This is a genomic window from Nocardia lasii, from assembly GCF_042658545.1.
In the GTDB taxonomy this organism is placed as follows: Bacteria; Actinomycetota; Actinomycetes; order Mycobacteriales; family Mycobacteriaceae; genus Nocardia; species Nocardia lasii.
Genome location: NZ_JBHSQN010000009.1, coordinates 121,419 through 138,092, shown reverse-complemented (window position 1 = coordinate 138,092; position 16,674 = coordinate 121,419). Strand labels below are relative to the sequence as shown.

18 protein-coding genes are annotated in these 16,674 nt (G+C 69.7%); 9 read left to right on the top strand and 9 right to left on the bottom strand.

The genetic code is table 11. The features are described from left to right. Positions 1 to 5 precede the first annotated feature (5 nt). On the bottom strand, positions 6 to 314 hold the full coding sequence (locus ACFP3H_RS13845) for a hypothetical protein (protein ID WP_378605148.1): 309 nt from the start codon (positions 312 to 314) through the stop codon (positions 6 to 8). A 237-nt stretch (positions 315 to 551) separates the two neighbouring features. Continuing rightward, on the bottom strand, positions 552 to 1,514 hold the full coding sequence (locus tag ACFP3H_RS13840; RefSeq protein WP_378605145.1) for a helix-turn-helix transcriptional regulator: 963 nt from the start codon (positions 1,512 to 1,514) through the stop codon (positions 552 to 554). 85 nt (positions 1,515 to 1,599) lie between these two features. Here ACFP3H_RS13840 and ACFP3H_RS13835 point away from each other — a divergent pair, with 85 nt between their 5' ends. Further along, on the top strand, positions 1,600 to 2,736 hold the full coding sequence (locus ACFP3H_RS13835; protein WP_378605142.1) for an epoxide hydrolase family protein: 1,137 nt from the start codon (positions 1,600 to 1,602) through the stop codon (positions 2,734 to 2,736). 19 nt (positions 2,737 to 2,755) lie between these two features. Here ACFP3H_RS13835 and ACFP3H_RS13830 read toward each other — a convergent pair whose 3' ends face one another. The 3 genes from ACFP3H_RS13830 to ACFP3H_RS13820 all read right to left on the bottom strand — a co-directional run bounded on the left by ACFP3H_RS13830 (position 2,756) and on the right by ACFP3H_RS13820 (position 6,424). Further along, positions 2,756 to 3,265: a M15 family metallopeptidase gene (locus ACFP3H_RS13830; protein ID WP_378605139.1), complete on the bottom strand. Its 510-nt coding sequence runs from the start codon at positions 3,263 to 3,265 to the stop codon at positions 2,756 to 2,758. A gap of 10 nt (positions 3,266 to 3,275) precedes the next feature. Continuing rightward, on the bottom strand, positions 3,276 to 4,673 hold the full coding sequence (locus ACFP3H_RS13825; protein WP_378605136.1) for an ABC1 kinase family protein: 1,398 nt from the start codon (positions 4,671 to 4,673) through the stop codon (positions 3,276 to 3,278). A gap of 74 nt (positions 4,674 to 4,747) precedes the next feature. Further along, positions 4,748 to 6,424 (bottom strand): fumarate hydratase, encoded by a 1,677-nt coding sequence (locus ACFP3H_RS13820; protein WP_378605133.1) that lies wholly within the window; start codon positions 6,422 to 6,424, stop codon positions 4,748 to 4,750. Positions 6,425 to 6,680: 256 nt separating this feature from the next. Here ACFP3H_RS13820 and ACFP3H_RS13815 point away from each other — a divergent pair, with 256 nt between their 5' ends. Continuing rightward, a complete protein-coding gene (locus tag ACFP3H_RS13815; protein WP_378605130.1) occupies positions 6,681 to 7,193 on the top strand; it encodes a MarR family winged helix-turn-helix transcriptional regulator in 513 nt (170 codons plus the stop codon). Here the strand turns inward: ACFP3H_RS13815 and ACFP3H_RS13810 are convergent. Next, on the bottom strand, positions 7,190 to 7,462 hold the full coding sequence (locus ACFP3H_RS13810) for a hypothetical protein (RefSeq protein WP_378605128.1): 273 nt from the start codon (positions 7,460 to 7,462) through the stop codon (positions 7,190 to 7,192). The two genes, ACFP3H_RS13815 and ACFP3H_RS13810, sit on opposite strands and share 4 nt — an antisense overlap. On the opposite strand from ACFP3H_RS13810, the gene ACFP3H_RS13805 reads away from it, so the two are divergent. Further along, a complete protein-coding gene (locus ACFP3H_RS13805) occupies positions 7,455 to 7,676 on the top strand; it encodes a hypothetical protein (RefSeq protein WP_378605125.1) in 222 nt (73 codons plus the stop codon). The genes ACFP3H_RS13810 and ACFP3H_RS13805 overlap by 8 nt on opposite strands. A gap of 100 nt (positions 7,677 to 7,776) precedes the next feature. Here ACFP3H_RS13805 and mftD read toward each other — a convergent pair whose 3' ends face one another. Further along, the gene (gene mftD / locus ACFP3H_RS13800) at positions 7,777 to 9,021 is read right to left on the bottom strand and encodes a pre-mycofactocin synthase MftD (RefSeq protein ID WP_378605122.1); all 1,245 of its coding nucleotides are present in this window, start codon (positions 9,019 to 9,021) and stop codon (positions 7,777 to 7,779) included. Continuing rightward, positions 9,018 to 9,719 (bottom strand): mycofactocin biosynthesis peptidyl-dipeptidase MftE, encoded by a 702-nt coding sequence (gene mftE / locus ACFP3H_RS13795; RefSeq protein WP_378605119.1) that lies wholly within the window; start codon positions 9,717 to 9,719, stop codon positions 9,018 to 9,020. Before mftE ends, mftD begins: the two co-directional genes overlap by 4 nt. A gap of 68 nt (positions 9,720 to 9,787) precedes the next feature. Here mftE and mftR point away from each other — a divergent pair, with 68 nt between their 5' ends. From mftR to ACFP3H_RS13765, 6 genes are all read left to right on the top strand, one after another. Continuing rightward, positions 9,788 to 10,387 (top strand): mycofactocin system transcriptional regulator, encoded by a 600-nt coding sequence (gene mftR / locus ACFP3H_RS13790; RefSeq protein WP_378605116.1) that lies wholly within the window; start codon positions 9,788 to 9,790, stop codon positions 10,385 to 10,387. Positions 10,388 to 10,495: 108 nt separating this feature from the next. Continuing rightward, positions 10,496 to 11,401, top strand: a complete 906-nt coding sequence (locus ACFP3H_RS13785) for an STAS domain-containing protein (RefSeq protein ID WP_378605113.1) — start codon at positions 10,496 to 10,498, stop codon at positions 11,399 to 11,401. A gap of 10 nt (positions 11,402 to 11,411) precedes the next feature. After that, positions 11,412 to 11,792, top strand: coding sequence for an STAS domain-containing protein (locus tag ACFP3H_RS13780; protein ID WP_378605110.1), 381 nt, complete (start codon positions 11,412 to 11,414; stop codon positions 11,790 to 11,792). Further along, positions 11,782 to 12,195 carry an ATP-binding protein gene (locus ACFP3H_RS13775; RefSeq protein ID WP_378605107.1) on the top strand — a complete coding sequence of 138 codons (414 nt, stop codon included), beginning with the start codon at positions 11,782 to 11,784 and terminating at the stop codon, positions 12,193 to 12,195. The genes ACFP3H_RS13780 and ACFP3H_RS13775 overlap by 11 nt, the downstream gene beginning before the upstream one ends. Further along, positions 12,188 to 12,811 (top strand): PP2C family serine/threonine-protein phosphatase, encoded by a 624-nt coding sequence (locus ACFP3H_RS13770; protein WP_378605104.1) that lies wholly within the window; start codon positions 12,188 to 12,190, stop codon positions 12,809 to 12,811. Before ACFP3H_RS13775 ends, ACFP3H_RS13770 begins: the two co-directional genes overlap by 8 nt. Then, positions 12,808 to 15,165, top strand: coding sequence for a SpoIIE family protein phosphatase (locus ACFP3H_RS13765; RefSeq protein ID WP_378605101.1), 2,358 nt, complete (start codon positions 12,808 to 12,810; stop codon positions 15,163 to 15,165). Before ACFP3H_RS13770 ends, ACFP3H_RS13765 begins: the two co-directional genes overlap by 4 nt. A gap of 20 nt (positions 15,166 to 15,185) precedes the next feature. Here ACFP3H_RS13765 and ACFP3H_RS13760 read toward each other — a convergent pair whose 3' ends face one another. Next, a complete protein-coding gene (locus ACFP3H_RS13760) occupies positions 15,186 to 16,667 on the bottom strand; it encodes a flavin-containing monooxygenase (RefSeq protein ID WP_378605098.1) in 1,482 nt (493 codons plus the stop codon). Positions 16,668 to 16,674: the final 7 nt, after the last annotated feature.

Here is a 16,674-nt window from a genome sequence, read left to right as displayed (position 1 = left end):
GCGGTTCACCGAAGGTCGAGCGCGCTGTACGTTTCGGCCAGCAGCTCGAGCAGCTCCGGCTCGTCGGCCCGATCGAAGGCCGCCGTCACCGCCGCCAGGGCCGGGCCGTCGTTGAGCCAGTCGACCACTTCCCGATACGTGATCCGGTCCCGCTCCCAGTAGGAGTTCGTCGGGAGCACCCGGCCCTCCCGGACCCGGCATCCGTCCAGGACCAGGTCGCGCAGCGCGCGGACCGCCCCGAGCGAGTCCAACCGCTCCCATTCCACGAGTCGGTCCGCGACCGTCTCCTGGGCCGCGCCCAGCACACACAACACGACGCCGATCCCCGGACCGAGATCTCGAACGGTTCTTTCCGCCACCGGCACGGCACTCGATCGAAGACCATCCACTGACTGTACTGAGTCGGAATCCCTTGCCGCAGCGCATTATCGACCGCGATATGGCGTGGCGGTCGCGCGATTGCGCGTCACGCGGACTCGGCGTGCGCGCACCAACCGACAGGGTCGGCCCGAGCCGCGAACCTGGACCGGCCGGTGGGCCGGGTTTCGTGTTCAGTCGGCGAGTGCGGAGGCCAGTCGGGCCTCGAGAGTGCGGAGGCAGGTGCGGAGTTCTGGGGAATTGTGGAGGTGGAAAGGTGCGCCCAGGGTGAGGAGTTGGGTGGCGAGCCATGCGGGGTCGTCGTCGCGGGTGTCGAGGTGGCGGGTCGTGGTGGCGTCGACAGGGTGGAGGGTGCCGGGTTCCTCGCCCAGGCGGCCGGTGACTCGGTGTACGGGGGCTTCGATGGTCACGTCGACGTGGTATTTCGTTGTGCCCCAGTCGGTTCGGCGGCCGGCGACATAGTCGGCCACATCGGCGGCCGGGAGCTCACGCGGGGTGACGCGGGCGCCGGTGGGGTGGGGGTCGGTGATGCGGTCGGCGCGGTAGGTGCGCCAGGCGGCGCGGTCCAGGTCGTAGGCGACGAGGTACCAGCGGCGGCCCGCGGCGACGACGCCGACGGGTTCGGTGTGGCGGTGGGATTCGGTGGCGGTGGCGTCCCGGTAGGTGAACCGTAGGCGTTCGCGGTTGGTCACGGCGGCGGCCAGGGTGGTGAGGACTTCCGGGTCGACGGTGGGGCCCTCGCCGGTGCGGACGGCGACCGCCGCGCCGACCACGCGTACCCGGCGGCGCAATTTCGCGGGCAGGACCTGTTCGAGTTTGGTCAGGGCGCGCACCGAGGCGTCCTCGATGCCCGCAACCGCCTGTCCCGCAGCGACTCTGAGCCCCACGGCCACCGCGACCGCCTCGTCCGCGTCGAGAATCAACGGCGGTAGGGCCGAACCGGCGGTGAGCCGGTACCCGCCGCTCGCCCCCATGGCGGCCACCACCGGATAGCCCAGTTCGCGCAGCCGGTCGATATCGCGGCGCACGGTCCGGTCGGTGACGCCCAGCCGGTCGGCCAGTTCACTGCCCGGCCATTCGCGGGGCAACTGCAACAGCGAGAGCAGACGGAGCAGGCGGGCGGCGGTGTCGGTCATGGTTTCCAGTATCGCGCGCATCTAGGACCGAAACTGTCCTAGATGGCCGATAGCGTCGGCATCACACCGACAACGAGGAGTTCCGATGAGCACCGTTCGCCCGTTCCGCATCGACATCCCCCAGGCCGAGATCGACGACCTGCGCGCCCGCCTGCGCAACACCCGCTGGGCGCCGTCGCTGCCGGGCGCGGACTGGGAGCGCGGCGTGCCCACCGAATACCTGCGCGAGGTAGCCGAATACTGGGCGACCGAATTCGACTGGCGCGCGCAGGAAACCGCCCTCAACGCGTTCCCGCAGTTCGTGACCGAGATCGAGGGACTCGACGTGCATGTCGTCCACGTCCGCTCCCCCGAACCCGACGCGGTGCCGCTGCTGCTCACCCACGGCTGGCCCAATTCGTTCGTCGAGTTCACCCGCACCATCGGCCCGCTCACCGACCCGCGCGCCCACGGCCTCGACCCGGCCATCGCCTTCGACGTGGTGATCCCCTCGGTCCCCGGCTTCGCCTTCTCCCAGGCGCCGCGCGAGACCGGCATGACCACCGCGACGGTCGCCCGCATGTGGACCACCCTCATGGCCCGGCTCGGCTACGACCGCTACGGCACCCAGGGCGGCGACCTCGGCGCCTACATCGCCCCCGAAATGGCCGTGGCCGCACCGGAACACGTGATCGGCGTGCATCTCGACGGCGGCATCGGGATGCCGACGGCGGCGGACGTACCCGCGATGTCGGCACGCGATCGCGCCGAATGGGACGAGATGCAGCAGTGGATGACCGGCGGCGTCGACCACCACGCCCTGCTGAAAGCCGCGCCCCAGAGCTTCGCCGCAGGCTGGAACGACTCCCCGGTCGCCCTGCTGGCGTGGATGCTGCAGAAGTTCCAGGAGTTCACCCCGATGGCCGAGCTGGCCGAGGACGTGATCGACCGCGACCACCTGCTCACCAACGTCGCCCTGTACTGGTTCACCCAGACCACGGGCACCTCGTCCTGGCCGATGTACGACGGCCTGCGCGACGGCGGCTTCGCCTGGCCCCGCGACCAGAACCTGGTCCCCACCGGCGTCTACGGCGGCGGCTCGCCCCTCATGCGCACCCTCGCCGACCGCGGCAACAAGATCACCCACTGGCCCGCGGACAACCCCGGCAACCATTTCGTCGCCATGGAGGAACCCACCGCCCACGCCACCGACATCCGCACCTTCTTCGCCGAATTGCGCTGACCGACAGCGGCTTCCGCCGCTAGCGCATACTCGCGTCGGCCACCCGGGGCGGACACGCCGCCCCGGGCGCGGTCGCCAACTCGAAATGCCACCACTCGTTGTCGAAGGTTCGGCACAGCCCCCAGCGGTTGCCGTTGGTCTCGAGCCACTGGGCGGCGAACTGGGGGCCGACGTCGATGGCGTGGCCGGAGACGTGGGTGGATTCCTCGGGTGGCAGGACCCAGCGGCGGGCTTCCTCGGGGGTGCCGTGGGTGGCGAGGCCGTCTTGCCAGAGCCACTGCTGCTGCTCGTAGGTGCGGTGGCCGGAGGTGATCGAGAGGGGGACGCCCTCGGCGTGGGCCTGCTGTTCGGCGAGGGTGTAGGCCAGGGCGAGGGCGGGGTCGAGGCCCTCGGTGCCCTCGGCGGACTGGGACTGTTCGCTCAGGGCGGGGTGCGCGTCGGCGATACCGGCGCCGACGGCCGTGAGCGCCGCGGTGGCGGCGACGGTCACCAGGATCCGGTCGGTCAGGCGGCCCCGCGCAGAGTTCATGTCGTTGATCCTATCGACCGGGTTCGCGCCCTGACCGCCAGTCCGCGATCGCCCGGCCGATCTCGGTGCTCGGTGGTTCGTCGTAGAGCCACTCGCGGGCGAGCTGATGCCAGTTCGCGGTCGCGCGCAACTGCCCGAGGGTGGCGAAGGTGAACAGGTCGGCCCGCCGGGAGAACACGTGTTCGGGGGGCAGGAACTGCTTGTGGATGCCCTGGAAGTCCGCCGAGCGCGGGTCGGCGGCGAGAAGCAGTGCGCCCGTGGCGTATTCGGGCGTGATGGTGACCTCCTCGTCGAGCAGATGCCAGCCGGTCACCGCCCACACGTAGGCCATGCACTCCTCGACGGTCACCGCCGCGTCCGGGTCGATGATCCCCCGCCCGACCCACGCCCGGTACAGATCCTCGGCCCGGCCCTCGGCCGCCGCGCGCAGACACGAGCGCTCGAATTCGACGTGCACGCTGTCCATTTCGTGATACAGCCCGAAATCGACGAAGGCGATCCGGCCGTCGGCGGCCACCAGCATATTGCCCGGATGCGGGTCACCGCAGAACTCGTTGTCGACGAACAGCGACCCGAGATAGAAGCGGTAGATCAGCTCCCCGTAGCGGTCGCGCTCGGCGGCGGAGCGGGTGCGAAGGTGCGAAAAGGGTTGGCCGTCAACGAATTCGGTGACCAGCACAGTGCCGGTGCAGTGCTCGAGAACGGCGTCGGGCACGACGATGAACGGGTGGTCGCGATAGCGCCGCGCCACCCGGTGCTGGGTCCGCGCCTCGCGCGCGTAGTCGAGTTCGCTGCGCAGGTTGTTCGCGATCTCCTCGAGCACCCCGGAATCGGCGATCGAGGGAAGTATCGACCTGCCCATCTTGCCGAGGAACTCGAGGTTCTCGATATCGGCCCGCACGGCCCGATCGATGCCCGGATACTTCACCTTCACCGCGACCACGCGCCCGTCGTGCAGCCGGGCCCGATGCACCTGCCCGATCGAGGCGGCCGCGACCGCGGTCTCGTCGAACTCGGCGAAGACCCGCGCCAGCGGCCCGAGATCGGCCTCGATCACCGCGCGCATCGTCGGGAAGTCGACGGCGGGCGCGCGGTCCTGCAGCGCGGCCAGCTGGACGCGGAACTGTTCGCGATGGGCCTCGGGAACGAAGTCCAGGTCGAGCACCGAGGCCATCTGACCCAGCTTCATCGCCGAGCCCTTCATGCTGCCCAGCACCGCGACGACCTGCTGCGCGGTCGTGAGCGCCGAGCGCTCGGCCAGCACCTGCCTGGCCTCCTCGGTGCGCCCGATCATCGACAATCGTCGACCGACGCCGCGCATGGCCTGGCCGGCGGCGAGCTGCCCCAGCTTCGCTGTGCGCGCTCGCCGACCCAGTGGCACTTCGCCGCCGACCACTCGCACCCCCATGAAGCCCTGTACGCCGTTATGTCGCGCGTCACATTACACCCGCGGGCGGTATGTCGCTGCCCGCGGCGAGGGATCTACACGCGCTCCTTGGACCGGGTACGCACGCGCAGGGCCAGCGGTTTGGCGGTTTCGGCGAAGAAGTCGTTGCCCTTGTCGTCGACGACGATGAAGGCCGGGAAGTCCTCGACGTCGATCTTCCAGACCGCTTCCATGCCGAGTTCGGGGTACTCGAGCACCTCGACGTTCTTGATGCAGTCCAGGGCAAGGCGCGCGGCCGGACCACCGATCGAGCCCAGGTAGAAACCGCCGTGCTCGTGGCAGGCCTTGGTGACCTGCGCGGAGCGATTGCCCTTGGCCAGCATGATCATCGAGCCGCCCGCGGCCTGGAACTGGTCGACATAGGAGTCCATCCGACCGGCGGTGGTGGGGCCGAAGGATCCCGAGGCGTACCCCTCGGGAGTCTTGGCCGGGCCGGCGTAGTAGACGGCCATGTCGCGCAGGTACTGCGGCATCGGCTCGCCCGCGTCGAGGCGTTCCTTGATCTTGGCGTGGGCGATATCGCGGGCCACGACCAGCGGGCCGGTCAGCGAAAGACGGGTCTTCACCGGGTATTTCGACAGCTCGGCGCGGATCTCGTCCATGGGGCGGTTGAGATCGATCTCGACGACGTCGCCGCCGAGGATGTCGGCGGTCTGTTCCGGAAGGTACTGGGCCGGTTCGGTTTCCAGCTGCTCGAGGAAGATGCCGTCCTTGGTGATCTTGGCCAGGGCCTGGCGGTCGGCCGAGCAGGAGACCGCGATCGCGACCGGGCAGGACGCGCCGTGGCGGGGCAGGCGGACCACGCGCACGTCGTGGCAGAAGTACTTGCCGCCGAACTGGGCGCCGATGCCGAACTCGCGGGTGAGCTGGAAGACCTCTTCCTCGAGCTCGAGGTCACGGAAGGCGTGGCCGGTGATCGAGCCCTCGGTGGGCAGGTTGTCCAGGTAGTGCGCGGAGGCGTATTTCGCTGTCTTCAGGGCGAATTCGGCGCTGGTGCCGCCGATGACCACGGCCAGGTGGTACGGCGGGCAGGCCGCGGTGCCCAGCGAGCGGATCTTCTCGTCGAGGAACTCGAGCATGCGCTCGGGGTTCAGGACGGCCTTGGTCTCCTGGTACAGGAACGACTTGTTGGCCGAACCGCCACCCTTGGCCATGAACAGGAACTTGTAGACCGGGTTGTCGGCGTCGCCCTCGGTCGAGTACAGCTCGATCTGGGCGGGCAGATTGGTGCCGGTGTTCTTCTCGTCCCACATGGTGATCGGGGCGAGCTGGGAGTAGCGCAGGTTCAGCTCGGTGTAGGCGTCGAAGATGCCGCGGCTGAGCCACTCGGCGTCGTCGGCGCCGGTGAGCACGCCCTCGTTCTTCTTGCCCATCACGATCGCGGTGCCGGTGTCCTGGCACATCGGCAGCACGCCGCCGGCGGAGATGTTGAGGTTCTTGAGCAGATCCAGCGCGACGAAACGGTCGTTGCCCGAGGACTCCGGGTCGTCGATGATCTTGCGCAGCTGGCGCAGATGATCGGGGCGCAGGTAGTGGCTGATGTCGTGGATCGCGGTCTTGGCCAGCAGCCGCAGCGCCTCGGGATCGACCTGCAGGAAAGTGCGCCCGTTGTGCTCGACGGTGCTGACCCCCTCGCTGGTGAGCAGACGGTAGGGCGTCTCGTCCGCGCCGATCGGCAGCAGATCGGAATAGCGGAAGTCCGGGGCGGTCACGGATCGCACTCCTTCGGGCAGGGCGGGCACCGCACCACGGCGGAGCACCAGGCAGGGCTGGTCACAAAGCAATCCGCAGCCTAACCACCACGGTTCCCCGCACAGGGGTTAGGCAACCCTATGTGAGAATTCGGAGTGACCGGAACCATTGTCGAGGTTGCACGTTCAACCCAAACGGTGCTACCCATTCTCCGGGCGGTGGCGGGGATGCACCGTTCATACCGAAGCCCGCGCCTTCAGAATCCGGAGCTCGATCGTGACCGATCCACAGTGGCTCGATGATGTCGAAATGCGTGCGTGGCTGGGCTATGTCCGGACCAGGGACCTGATCGCCGCGGCGATCGGACGCGACGCGGGCCGAGCGGCCAACCTGAGCTATGTCGAGTATTCCGTGCTGGTCTATCTCGCCGACGCACCGGGTCAGCGACTCACCTTCGCCGATCTGGCGTGCGCGCTCGAGTGGTCGCAGAGCCGACTCTCGCATCAGATCACCCGCATGCAGAAGCGCGGTCTGGTCTCGCGCGAGACGATGCCGCACGATCAGCGGCGCACCGTCGCCAAGCTGACCCCGACCGGCGGGCAACTGCTGGTCACGGCCGCGCCCGCGCATGTGCGCAGTGTGCGCAAGCACATGATCGATGTGCTCGATCGCGAGCAGCTGGCCACCCTCGCCGAGATCTACGACGTGCTCGTCGATCATCACCGCGCGCACGGCGCCGCGACCGAACCGCCGCGTCGCCTGCAGACCGCCGCGCCCGGCGAGGACTAACCGCCGCCGCTGCCGCCGCCACCGTCGGTGCTGCCGGGTCGGGAGGTGCCCAGGCCGCCGCGCGCCACGGTGCCGCCGGTCACGGGTGCGCCGCGATCGAAGACCTCGCCCCGGGTCGGGCGCAGGAAACTGCCCGCCGCGAGAGCGACGGCCACGCCGATCGCCGGGTAGACGAAGGTGTCGGTGTGCTGGTACCAGAAGCGCGCGTAGCGGGTGTCGGCCGTATCGCACTGACTGTCGGCCACGCGGACATTGGTGGTCTTGTCCACGCAAACCCCCACCGAGGCGCCGGTGGCCGTGGCGGCCGCGGTGGCGGTCGTGGTGGTCGGGCGGGTGGTGGTCGGCCTGGCCGAGGAGGTCGTGGTCGGCGGCGTGGACGTGGTGGTGAGCGTGGCCGAGGCCGCGCGCGGCGCCGGCTTCGCGGCCGTGGAACTACACCCCGCCGAGACCAGCGCGACCGCGACCACGGCGGGCAGCGTGTAGGACACGCTGCGCGACATCATGATTCGACCCCGCGAGCCCTCGACCACCGACTCGACACTCACCACAGACCCCCTTCGACGGTGCTGACCTCGCGCCGATACTAGTGACGCGCACCCGCCGCGGCGACACTTCCGTCCTTCGTGAAATCCCGCTTGCCAGAATCTTTTTCCCCCGTAGGAACCCCTAACGCGCGGGAGAAGCCGGCGGGGATGACGATGTCGTCGGGGGTGAGGTCGGTGATCGCGGTCTTGCGCAGGCCGAGCAGCGCGGAATCGATACCGCCGCGCAGGATGTCGAGGACGTTCTCGACGCCGGCCTGACCGTTGGCGGCCAGGCCCCAGAGGTAGGCGCGCCCGATCAGCACGGCGCGAGCGCCCAGCGCCACGGCTTTGACGACGTCGCTGCCGCGACGGATGCCGCCGTCGAGCAGGACCTCGATCTGGTCGCCCACGGCCTCGGCCAGGACCGGCAGGGCGCGGATTGCGGCGGGGGTGCCGTCGAGGTTGTTGCCGCCGTGGTTGGACACCGAGATGCCCGTGACGCCCGCGTCGACGGCGCGCCGGGCGTCGTCGACGCGCATCACGCCCTTGAGCAGGACGGGGCCGTCCCACTGGGCGCAGATCCAGGCGACGTCGGCCCAGTCGGGAGCGGGGGTCTGCATCCACTCGCCGTAGGCGCCGAAGAAGCCGGGGGCCGGACCGCCGCCGACGGCCATGTTGGGGGCGGTGAGGTCGGGGATCGAGCCCGAGCGCAGGTAGGTCGCCAGCCAGCGGGGGCGGGCCAGGGTCTGCGGCGCGAATCTCAGCATGGTGCGCAGGTCCAGGGTTTCGGGGATCACCGGGCTGCCCCAGTCGCGCCCGTGCGAGAACGACCAGTCCAGGGTGAGGATCAGGCCCACCGCGCCCGCCCGCTTCGCCCTGGCCATGCGTTCGAGGATCTGGTCCTTGTCGCCGCACCAGTAGAGCTGGAACAGGGTGGCCGGGTTGGCGGCGATCACCGCTTCGATCGGTTTGCTCGCGAAAGAGCTGAGCCCCATGGCGATTCCGCGCGCGGCCGCCGCGCGGGCGACGGCCACCTCCCCGTCGGGGTGTACCGCCTGCACGCCGGTCGGCGAGATGAGCACCGGCATGGACACCCGCTGGCCGAGCACGGTGGTCGACTGGTCGCGTGCGCCGATCGGGCCGGCGCAGTGCGGGGCGAAACCGAGTTCGGTGAACGCGCTCTGGTTGTCCTCGATGGTCTGTCCGCGTTCGGAGCCCGCGATCAGCGCGCCGTACACCGACTTCGGCAGGCGCTTGCGGGCGCGGCGCTGCGCCTCGGCCACGGTCTCGAACCAGGGATTCATCGGGGTCCTTCCTCACGATCCCGCGGCCACCAGCGGCGCAGGTCTTCCAGTAGATCGTCGGTGGCGCGGCGCAACAGCGCGGCGCCTTCGGCGGCGTCGGCCCCGGTGGGGTCGCCGAGGACGCCGTTGGGGCTCACCGCGCGCACGCCACCGGCGCGCAGCAGCGGCAGCAGCTCGGCCAGGGGGCGCCGGTCCCCCGGTGCGGCCAGGTCGACGCGCACCGCTTCGGGGCGCAGGGCGAGCTGGATGGCGGTCTCGGTGCGGCCCGCGTGCGGGTCGCCGCCGTAGCGGGGCGAGTACAGGCGCACGTCGCGCGATTCGGACCGCAGCAGCGCCACCGCCCGGCGCAGGGCCTCGACATTGCCGCCGTGCCCGTTGACGAGCACGATCCGCGCGAACGTCTCGGTCGCCGAGCGGCACAGTTCGACCACGAGCAGCTCGAGGGCGGCCTGCCCGATGGACAGGGTGCCCGCGAACCCGGCGTGCTCACCGCTGGCCCCGTAGGCGAGGGCGGGCGCGACGAGCACGTCGGCGCGCTGGGCGGCGACCCGCGCGCACACCGCGACGGCGATATCGGTGTCGGTGGACAGCGGCAGATGCGGCCCGTGCTGCTCGGTGGACCCGAGCGGAACGACGAGGATCACATCGGCGACGGCACGGGCATGCACCTGCGGAGATGTGAGGTGCGCCACGAACATGGCGCAACATTAACGTCAGTCACTGACATAATCAAGGGCCGGTCTCGACCGCCCCCTACGCTGTCTCCATGTCCACCTCGACCCCGCGCGCCACCCGCGGTCGCCCGCCGCGCACCACGCGCCGCGAACTCGAAGTGATCGCGATGCGCCTGTTCGCCGAGCACGGGTTCGACGACATCACCGTCGACCGCATCGCCGCCGAGGCCGGGGTCAGCGAACGCACCTTCTTCCGCTACTTTCCCACCAAGGCCGAGGTGCTCTGGCACCAGTTCGACGACGAGGTCACCGACCTGCGCGCCGCCTTCGCCGCAGTACCGGCCGAGGAACCGATGATGGCGGCGGTCCGACGAATCGTGGTGGCGGCCAACAGATATCGCGCCGAGGACATCCCGGAACTGCGCACCAGGATGCGCTTGATCTCGGGTGTGCCCGCGCTGTCGGCCGGTGCCGGCGCCCACTACGACGCCTGGGAACGCGCCGTCGGCGAGTTCGCCGCGAGTCGGCTCGACACCACCGCCACCGACCTGCTCCCGCTCGCCATCGGCCGCACCACCCTGGCCGCGGCCCGCGCCGCCTTCGACGCCTGGCTCGAACGCGGCGACACCGACCTGACCGTCTACCTCGACCGCGCCCTGCGCGCCCTCGAACGCGGGTTCGCCCCGGATTAGCCGAGACATGATGTTTGGGCAGCACCACCGCGGGGGTATGAGTAGGCTCAGGCTCAACGCGCACTGTGCGCACCGAGATATTCGTCGTCGAAAGGGGCAGGGGTTTCCATGTCCGAGGTGTCCATGAGTCTTTCGGCGGATTCGGTGCCCGTGCGCCCGGTAGACAATCTGCTACCGCAACTGGTCGACCACCTCCGGCAGAACCGCACCGCCCTGCGCGAGGAATGGGCCCGGCGCATCACCGACGCCCAGCTGCTCACCGCGATGACCCCGGAGGAGATCTTCTCCGAGGCCACCTCGATCTTCGACAACTACGTCGAGGTGCTCGAGACCGGTAGCGTCGAGGCGCTGCAGGCCTACGCGCGCGACCTGTCCGAGCGCATCATCCCCCGAGGCGTCGAGACCGACGAGGTTCTGGGCATCGTGCTGCTGCTGCGCGACGTGCTCGCCCGCTCGCTGTTCTCCAAGTACCAGTCCAACTTCGAACTGCTCAACCAGGTGCTCGACGCCTACGAACCGGCCGCCAACCGCATCGCCAACACCGTGGGCGTGTCGTTCGTGCAGGAGCGCGAGCGCGTCATCCGCCAGCAGCAGGAAGCCATCCGCGAGCTGTCCACCCCGGTGCTGCAGGTGCGCGAGCAGTTGCTCATCCTGCCGATCATCGGCGTGCTCGACTCCCAGCGCGCCCGCCAGCTCACCGAGCAGCTGCTGCGCGCCATCCGCGCCAACCGCGCCAAGGTCGTCGTCATCGACATCACCGGTGTGCCCGCCATCGACTCCGTGGTGGCCAACCACCTCGTGCAGACCGTCGACGCGTCGGGCCTGATGGGCGCCAGCGTGATCATCACCGGCCTGTCCTCGGAGATCGCGCTGACCCTGGTCACCATCGGTCTGGACCTGTCGAAGATGAACGCCGTCGGCGATCTCCAGGGTGGCATCGAGGAGGCCGAGCGACTGTTGGGCTACGAGGTCTCGCGCGTCTCCGAGCGTGCCGGTGAGCGGGACGGGCGCTGAGTCCCCCACCATGCCGGTACCTATTCTCAAACAGGGCACGTTCCTGATCGCCTCGGTGCAGTCGGCACTGACCGACGCCGACACCGAGCGCCTGCAGGACGACCTGATGAAGCAGGTCAGTCGCTATCGCGCGACCGGGATCATCGTCGACGTCACCGCGATCGACGTGATGGACTCCTTCGCCGCACGCTCGTTGCGCACCATCGCGCACATGACCCAGTTGCGCGGCGCGGAAACCGTGATCGTCGGATTGCAACCCGAAGTCGCCTTCGCGATGGTGCAACTGGGGCTTACCTTCGAAGGTATGCACACCGCGCTGGATCTGGAAGAGGGCCTGTCCTGGCTCAACCGGCACCCGCGTCGTCGAGAGGGCCGCGACGGTGGCCGCTGAGCGGGTGGCGATCGCGGTCAAGGTGTCCGGCGACATCGTCATCGCCCGCCAGGCCGGCAGCGAACTCGCCGCGGACCTCGGTTTCACCATCACCGACCGCACCATGATCTCCACCGCCATCTCCGAAATCGCCCGCAACATCACCAGTTACGCGGGCAGTGGCGAGATCCGCCTGCTCATCGATGTGCGCGAGGGCCGTCGCGCGCTCATCGTCCAAGCCGAGGACCAGGGCCCCGGCATCCGTGACATTCCGCGCGCGCTCGAGGACGGCTATTCGACCGGGCGCGGGCTCGGCCTCGGCCTGCCCGGCGCGCGTCGCCTGATGGACCGACTCACCATCGACTCCGCCCCGGGTCGCGGGACGTTGATCGAGATGTGGAAGTGGGTACCCGACGTTGCATGAGGACGGGATCATCGGCCGCACCGAATGGTCGACCGCCGGGCGCGCACTGCCCGGCCAGGACATCTCCGGTGACCGCGCGCTCGTGCTGGACACCGGCGACGGCGGCGCGCTGTTCGCGGTACTCGACGGGCTCGGCCACGGCGCCGCGGCGGCCGACGCGGCCGATCGCGCCACGGTCATCCTCACCGAGAACTGCGGCGAACCCCTGGACGTGCTGATGGTGCTGTGTCATCGCGCGATGGTCGAAACCCGCGGCGCCGCAGTGTCTCTGGCGCTGATCGGGCCCGGCGAGACGCTGCAGTGGCTCGGCGTGGGCAATGTCGACTCGCGCCTGCTCACCCTCGGTCCGGCCGGCACCGAACTACGGGCCACGATGCTGCTCACCGGTGGCATCGTGGGCTACCGACTGCCCTCGCACCTGCAACCGCAGTCGCTGCCGATCCGGGCCGGGGACCTGCTGCTGATGGCCACCGACGGCATCGTCGCGGTGGGCCCGCAGTCACTGGATCTGGCCAAACCCGCCACCGCCATCGCGGGCGACCTGCTCGCGCGCGACGCGAAGGACACCGACGACGCCCTGGTGCTGGCGGCGCGTTTCCGAGGACCGAGCGCGTGAGCGCGACGCTGGCCGCGTTTCTCGACGACTACTCCGAGGCACTGCGCCGCCACGTCGCCGAGCCCGGCCAGGACGGCCTGACGCAGGGCTACGACCTCGGGCGCCGCGCCCTGGTGGAGGGCATCAGCCTGCTCGACCTCACCGAGAACCACTTCCACGCCGTCGCCGACTACGCGGGAGCCAACGCCGATCCGCAGACCGCGGAGGTGGCGCTGGAATTCCTGCTGCAGACCCTGGCCGCCCTCGACATCGCCACCCGCGGCTACCTCGACGGCACCCGCCGCTACGAGCAACAGCGTTCGCGCGCCGAGGATCTCGAAGGGCGCGACGCCTTCCGCACCGCGCTGGTGGAGTCGCTGCAGGACGGGTTCTTCGTGGCCGACGACCACGGCACCATCGTCGAGGTGAATTCCGCGTTCGGGGTGCTCACCGGGTACGGCGCCGACGCGGTGCCGTTTCGACTACCGCATCCGTGGGCGCTGCCCGAACGGCTCGGCTACCCCCAGATCGGCACGGAGGCTTCCCGTTTCGTGACGCCGATCCGGCACCGCGACGGTCGCGAGCGGTGGTTGGCGGTGAGCGCGAGCTCGCTGGTCAAGCAGGAGAACGACGAGCGGATCTTCGTCGGCACCGTGCGCGACGTGACCGCCGAGCACGACGCCCAGGCCCGCGACCAGGCCGCCTCGCGCCTGGCCACCGCGGTGGGCGCGGCGACGAGCATGGTGGAGGTGCTCGCGGTCGGGCTGGACGAATTGCGTCGCACGATGGGCGCCGAGACCGCGCTCGTCGCGATCTGGCCCAGCCGCACCGGCCGCCCCGACGTGTACTCCTGCGGGGTGTCGCCGACGGCGCCGCAGGGCGAACCCGAACCCGAGAACACCGGTCCGGCACCACAATTCGTCGCCGTGCCGATGCGCCAGAGCGGTCCGCGCGCCGACGGACCGGTGGTGCTCGACGACGAGACCCAGGCCCTGCTCGACCGGGCGCGCAGGCACTCCGCGCGCGGCCTGTCGGCGATCACCGGCGCGGACGAGGGCGTCGAGGCGGTGGTGGCGCCGCTGGGCGAGACCGGCGACGCCGCGCTGTGGGTGCGCTTCGGTGCCCCGCGCGCGATCAGCGCCGCCGACTGGGCCCTGTACTCGCTGCTGGTCGGCCATCTCAGCGTGGCCTTGCAGCGGGCGCGCAACTTCGACCAGGCGCGCGCCACCTCGCTCACCCTGCAGCGGGCGATGCTCGGCCCGATCGAGCTGCCGCCACGGTTCTCGGTGCACTACGAACCCGCCCTGCCGCCGCTCGAGATCGGCGGCGACTGGTACGACGTGGTGCCGCTGCGCGACGGCACCATCGGCGTCGTCGTCGGCGACTGTGTCGGCCGCGGTCTGTCAGCCGCGGTGGTGATGGGCCAATTGCGTACCGCCGCACGGGCATTGCTGCTGCGCGGGGCCGGTCCGGCGCAGTTGCTCACCGAACTCGACGCGGTCGCCTCCCGGATTCCGGGCGCGATGTGCACCACGGTGTGCGCGGCGGTGCTCGACCCCGAACGCGGCATGGTCCGCTATTCCAACGCCGGGCACATGCCGCCGGTGCTGGCCCCGCCCGGTGGACCGGGTCGCATCCTCGAGGGCGGGCGCGCGGTGCCGCTGGCCACCTTCGACACCCCGCGCAGGCCCGAGGCCACCACCGCGCTGCCGCCCGGCGCGACGCTGGTGCTGTTCACCGACGGGCTGGTCGAACAGCGCGGGTACGACATCGCCGAGGGTTTCGTCAAGATCGCCGAGGTGCTCAGCGAGACCGGCGCGGCGCTGCCCCGCGATGTGGCCGACGCGGTGCTGTCGCGGCTGTGCCCGCCCGCGGGCTACGACGACGACGTCGCCATGGTCGTCTACCGCCAGCCCCCCGAGCCCCTGCGACTCGATATCCCCGCCGCGGCAACGGAATTGGCCGGTCTGCGCCGGGAACTGTATCGCTGGTTCGCCACCGCCGCGGTCCCACACGATCTGGCCGCCGATCTCGTCGCCGCCGCCAACGAGGCGTGCAGCAACAGCGTCGAACACGCCTACCGCGACCGCGAACCCGGCCGGGTCACCCTCACCGCCCACTGCGACGGCGACCGGGTGGTCATCGACATCGCCGACACCGGCGCCTGGATTCCCACCCCCACCAACCCCGGCTATCGTGGGCGCGGGGTCGAGATGATGCGGGTGCTCACCGAGGATCTGAGCTTCGAACACGACGAGCACGGCACCCGGGTGCGCATGTGGGTGACGCTGCCCTCGATCACCTTCCCCACCGCGAACCCGCTGCGCACGTCCTCGCGGCCCCCGACGGTGAGCGCGCGCCAGAACTCGTTCTGAGTTCCGACGCGCGCCGCGGGTCAGGCGGTCTCGGCCTTGGTGTCGTAGGCCTCGATGTCGAAGGTACGCACCATCTTGCGGTACTTGTAGCTGAAGTCCGGCCACAGCGCGGCGTTGTTGCCGTGCTTGTCGAGGAACCAGCTGGTGCACCCGCCGTCGGCCCACACGGCCTTGGCCAGCTTCGGCGCGAGCCGGCGGTTGTACTCGTGCTGCGCGTCCACCCGCACCTCGAACGAGCGCAGGTTCTTCGCCTGCATCGTGGTGATCGTGTCGACGAGGTAGTTGATCTGCGACTCGATGATGTAGATCAGCGAGGTGTAGTTCAACCCGGAGTTCGCGCCCAGCATGAAGAACATGTTCGGGAAGTCCGCGACGGTGATGCCCTTGTACATCTGGAAGCCCTCGACATCGGCGGCCTCGGACATGGTCCGACCGTCGCGTCCGGTGTAGAGGTTGTAGGTCGGCGAATCGGCGACGTGGAAGCCGGTGGCCAGCACGATGGCGTCGACCTCGCGCTCGGTGCCGTCGTCGGTGACGATCGAGTGGGCGCGCACCTCGGCGATGCCGTCGGTGACGACATCGACGTTGTCGCGATCGAGCGCGCCGTAGAACTTGTTCGACACCAGCATCCGCTTACAGCCGATGCGGTGCTGGGGCATGACCTTGCGGCGCAGCTCCGGGTCCTTGATCTCGAACCGCATCTTGAGCCGGCCGATCATTTCCAGCACGATGCCGGTCGCGGGGTACTTCACCTGGGTGACCACGAACAGCTCGCGCTGGATGTAGATCAGCGCGCGCAGCAGCCGCTGCAGGCCCGGAACACGCTTGAAGGCGAAGCGTTCCAGCCCCAGGTAGGGGCGCTTGACCTGGGGCATCACCCAGGTCGCGGTGCGCTGGTACACATCCAGGTGCGCGACCTCGGGCGCGATCGATGGCACGATCTGCACCGAGGACGAACCGGTGCCGATCACGGCGACCTTCTTGCCCGCCAGGCTGGCGTCGTGGTTCCACCGCGCGGAGTGGAATATCTCGCCCTCGAAGCTCGAAATGCCCTTGATGTCAGGCAGATTCGGCTCGGCGAGCACCCCCGCCGCGGAGACGACGAAGTCGGCGGTGAACGAGCCCTGACTGGTGCTGACCTCCCACCGGCCGTCCTCGTCGTTCCAGCGGGCGCCGGTCATGGTGCAGTCGAAGATGTGCTTGTCGCGCACGCCGTAGCGCTGCGACACATCGCGCATGTACTGCTCGATCTCGGCCTGCGGGGAGAACGTCGCCGACCAGTTCGGGTTCAGCGCGAACGAGTACGAGTACAGGTGCGAGGGAACATCGCAGCCGGCACCGGGATAGGTGTTGTCGCGCCAGGTTCCGCCGACATCGGGTCCACGTTCGATGACCAGGAAGTCGGTCAGGCCCTGCTGGCTCAACCGGATCGCGGTGCCCAGGCCGGAGAGCCCGCTGCCGATGATCATGATCTGGACGTGGCGTGTGTCGTTACTGCTCATTGCGACC

Coding starts and splice junctions, on each gene's coding strand:
- ACFP3H_RS13780 (WP_378605110.1), top strand. CDS start 11,412: ATGCCGGTACCTATTCTCAAACAGGGCACGTTCCTGATCGCCTCGGTG.
- ACFP3H_RS13840 (WP_378605145.1), bottom strand. CDS start 1,514: ATGACCGACACCGCCGCCCGCCTGCTCCGTCTGCTCTCGCTGTTGCAG.
- mftD (WP_378605122.1), bottom strand. CDS start 9,021: ATGAATCCCTGGTTCGAGACCGTGGCCGAGGCGCAGCGCCGCGCCCGC.
- ACFP3H_RS13830 (WP_378605139.1), bottom strand. CDS start 3,265: ATGAACTCTGCGCGGGGCCGCCTGACCGACCGGATCCTGGTGACCGTC.
- ACFP3H_RS13760 (WP_378605098.1), bottom strand. CDS start 16,667: ATGAGCAGTAACGACACACGCCACGTCCAGATCATGATCATCGGCAGC.
- ACFP3H_RS13835 (WP_378605142.1), top strand. CDS start 1,600: ATGAGCACCGTTCGCCCGTTCCGCATCGACATCCCCCAGGCCGAGATC.
- ACFP3H_RS13825 (WP_378605136.1), bottom strand. CDS start 4,673: ATGGGGGTGCGAGTGGTCGGCGGCGAAGTGCCACTGGGTCGGCGAGCG.
- mftR (WP_378605116.1), top strand. CDS start 9,788: ATGTCCACCTCGACCCCGCGCGCCACCCGCGGTCGCCCGCCGCGCACC.
- mftE (WP_378605119.1), bottom strand. CDS start 9,719: ATGTTCGTGGCGCACCTCACATCTCCGCAGGTGCATGCCCGTGCCGTC.
- ACFP3H_RS13785 (WP_378605113.1), top strand. CDS start 10,496: ATGTCCGAGGTGTCCATGAGTCTTTCGGCGGATTCGGTGCCCGTGCGC.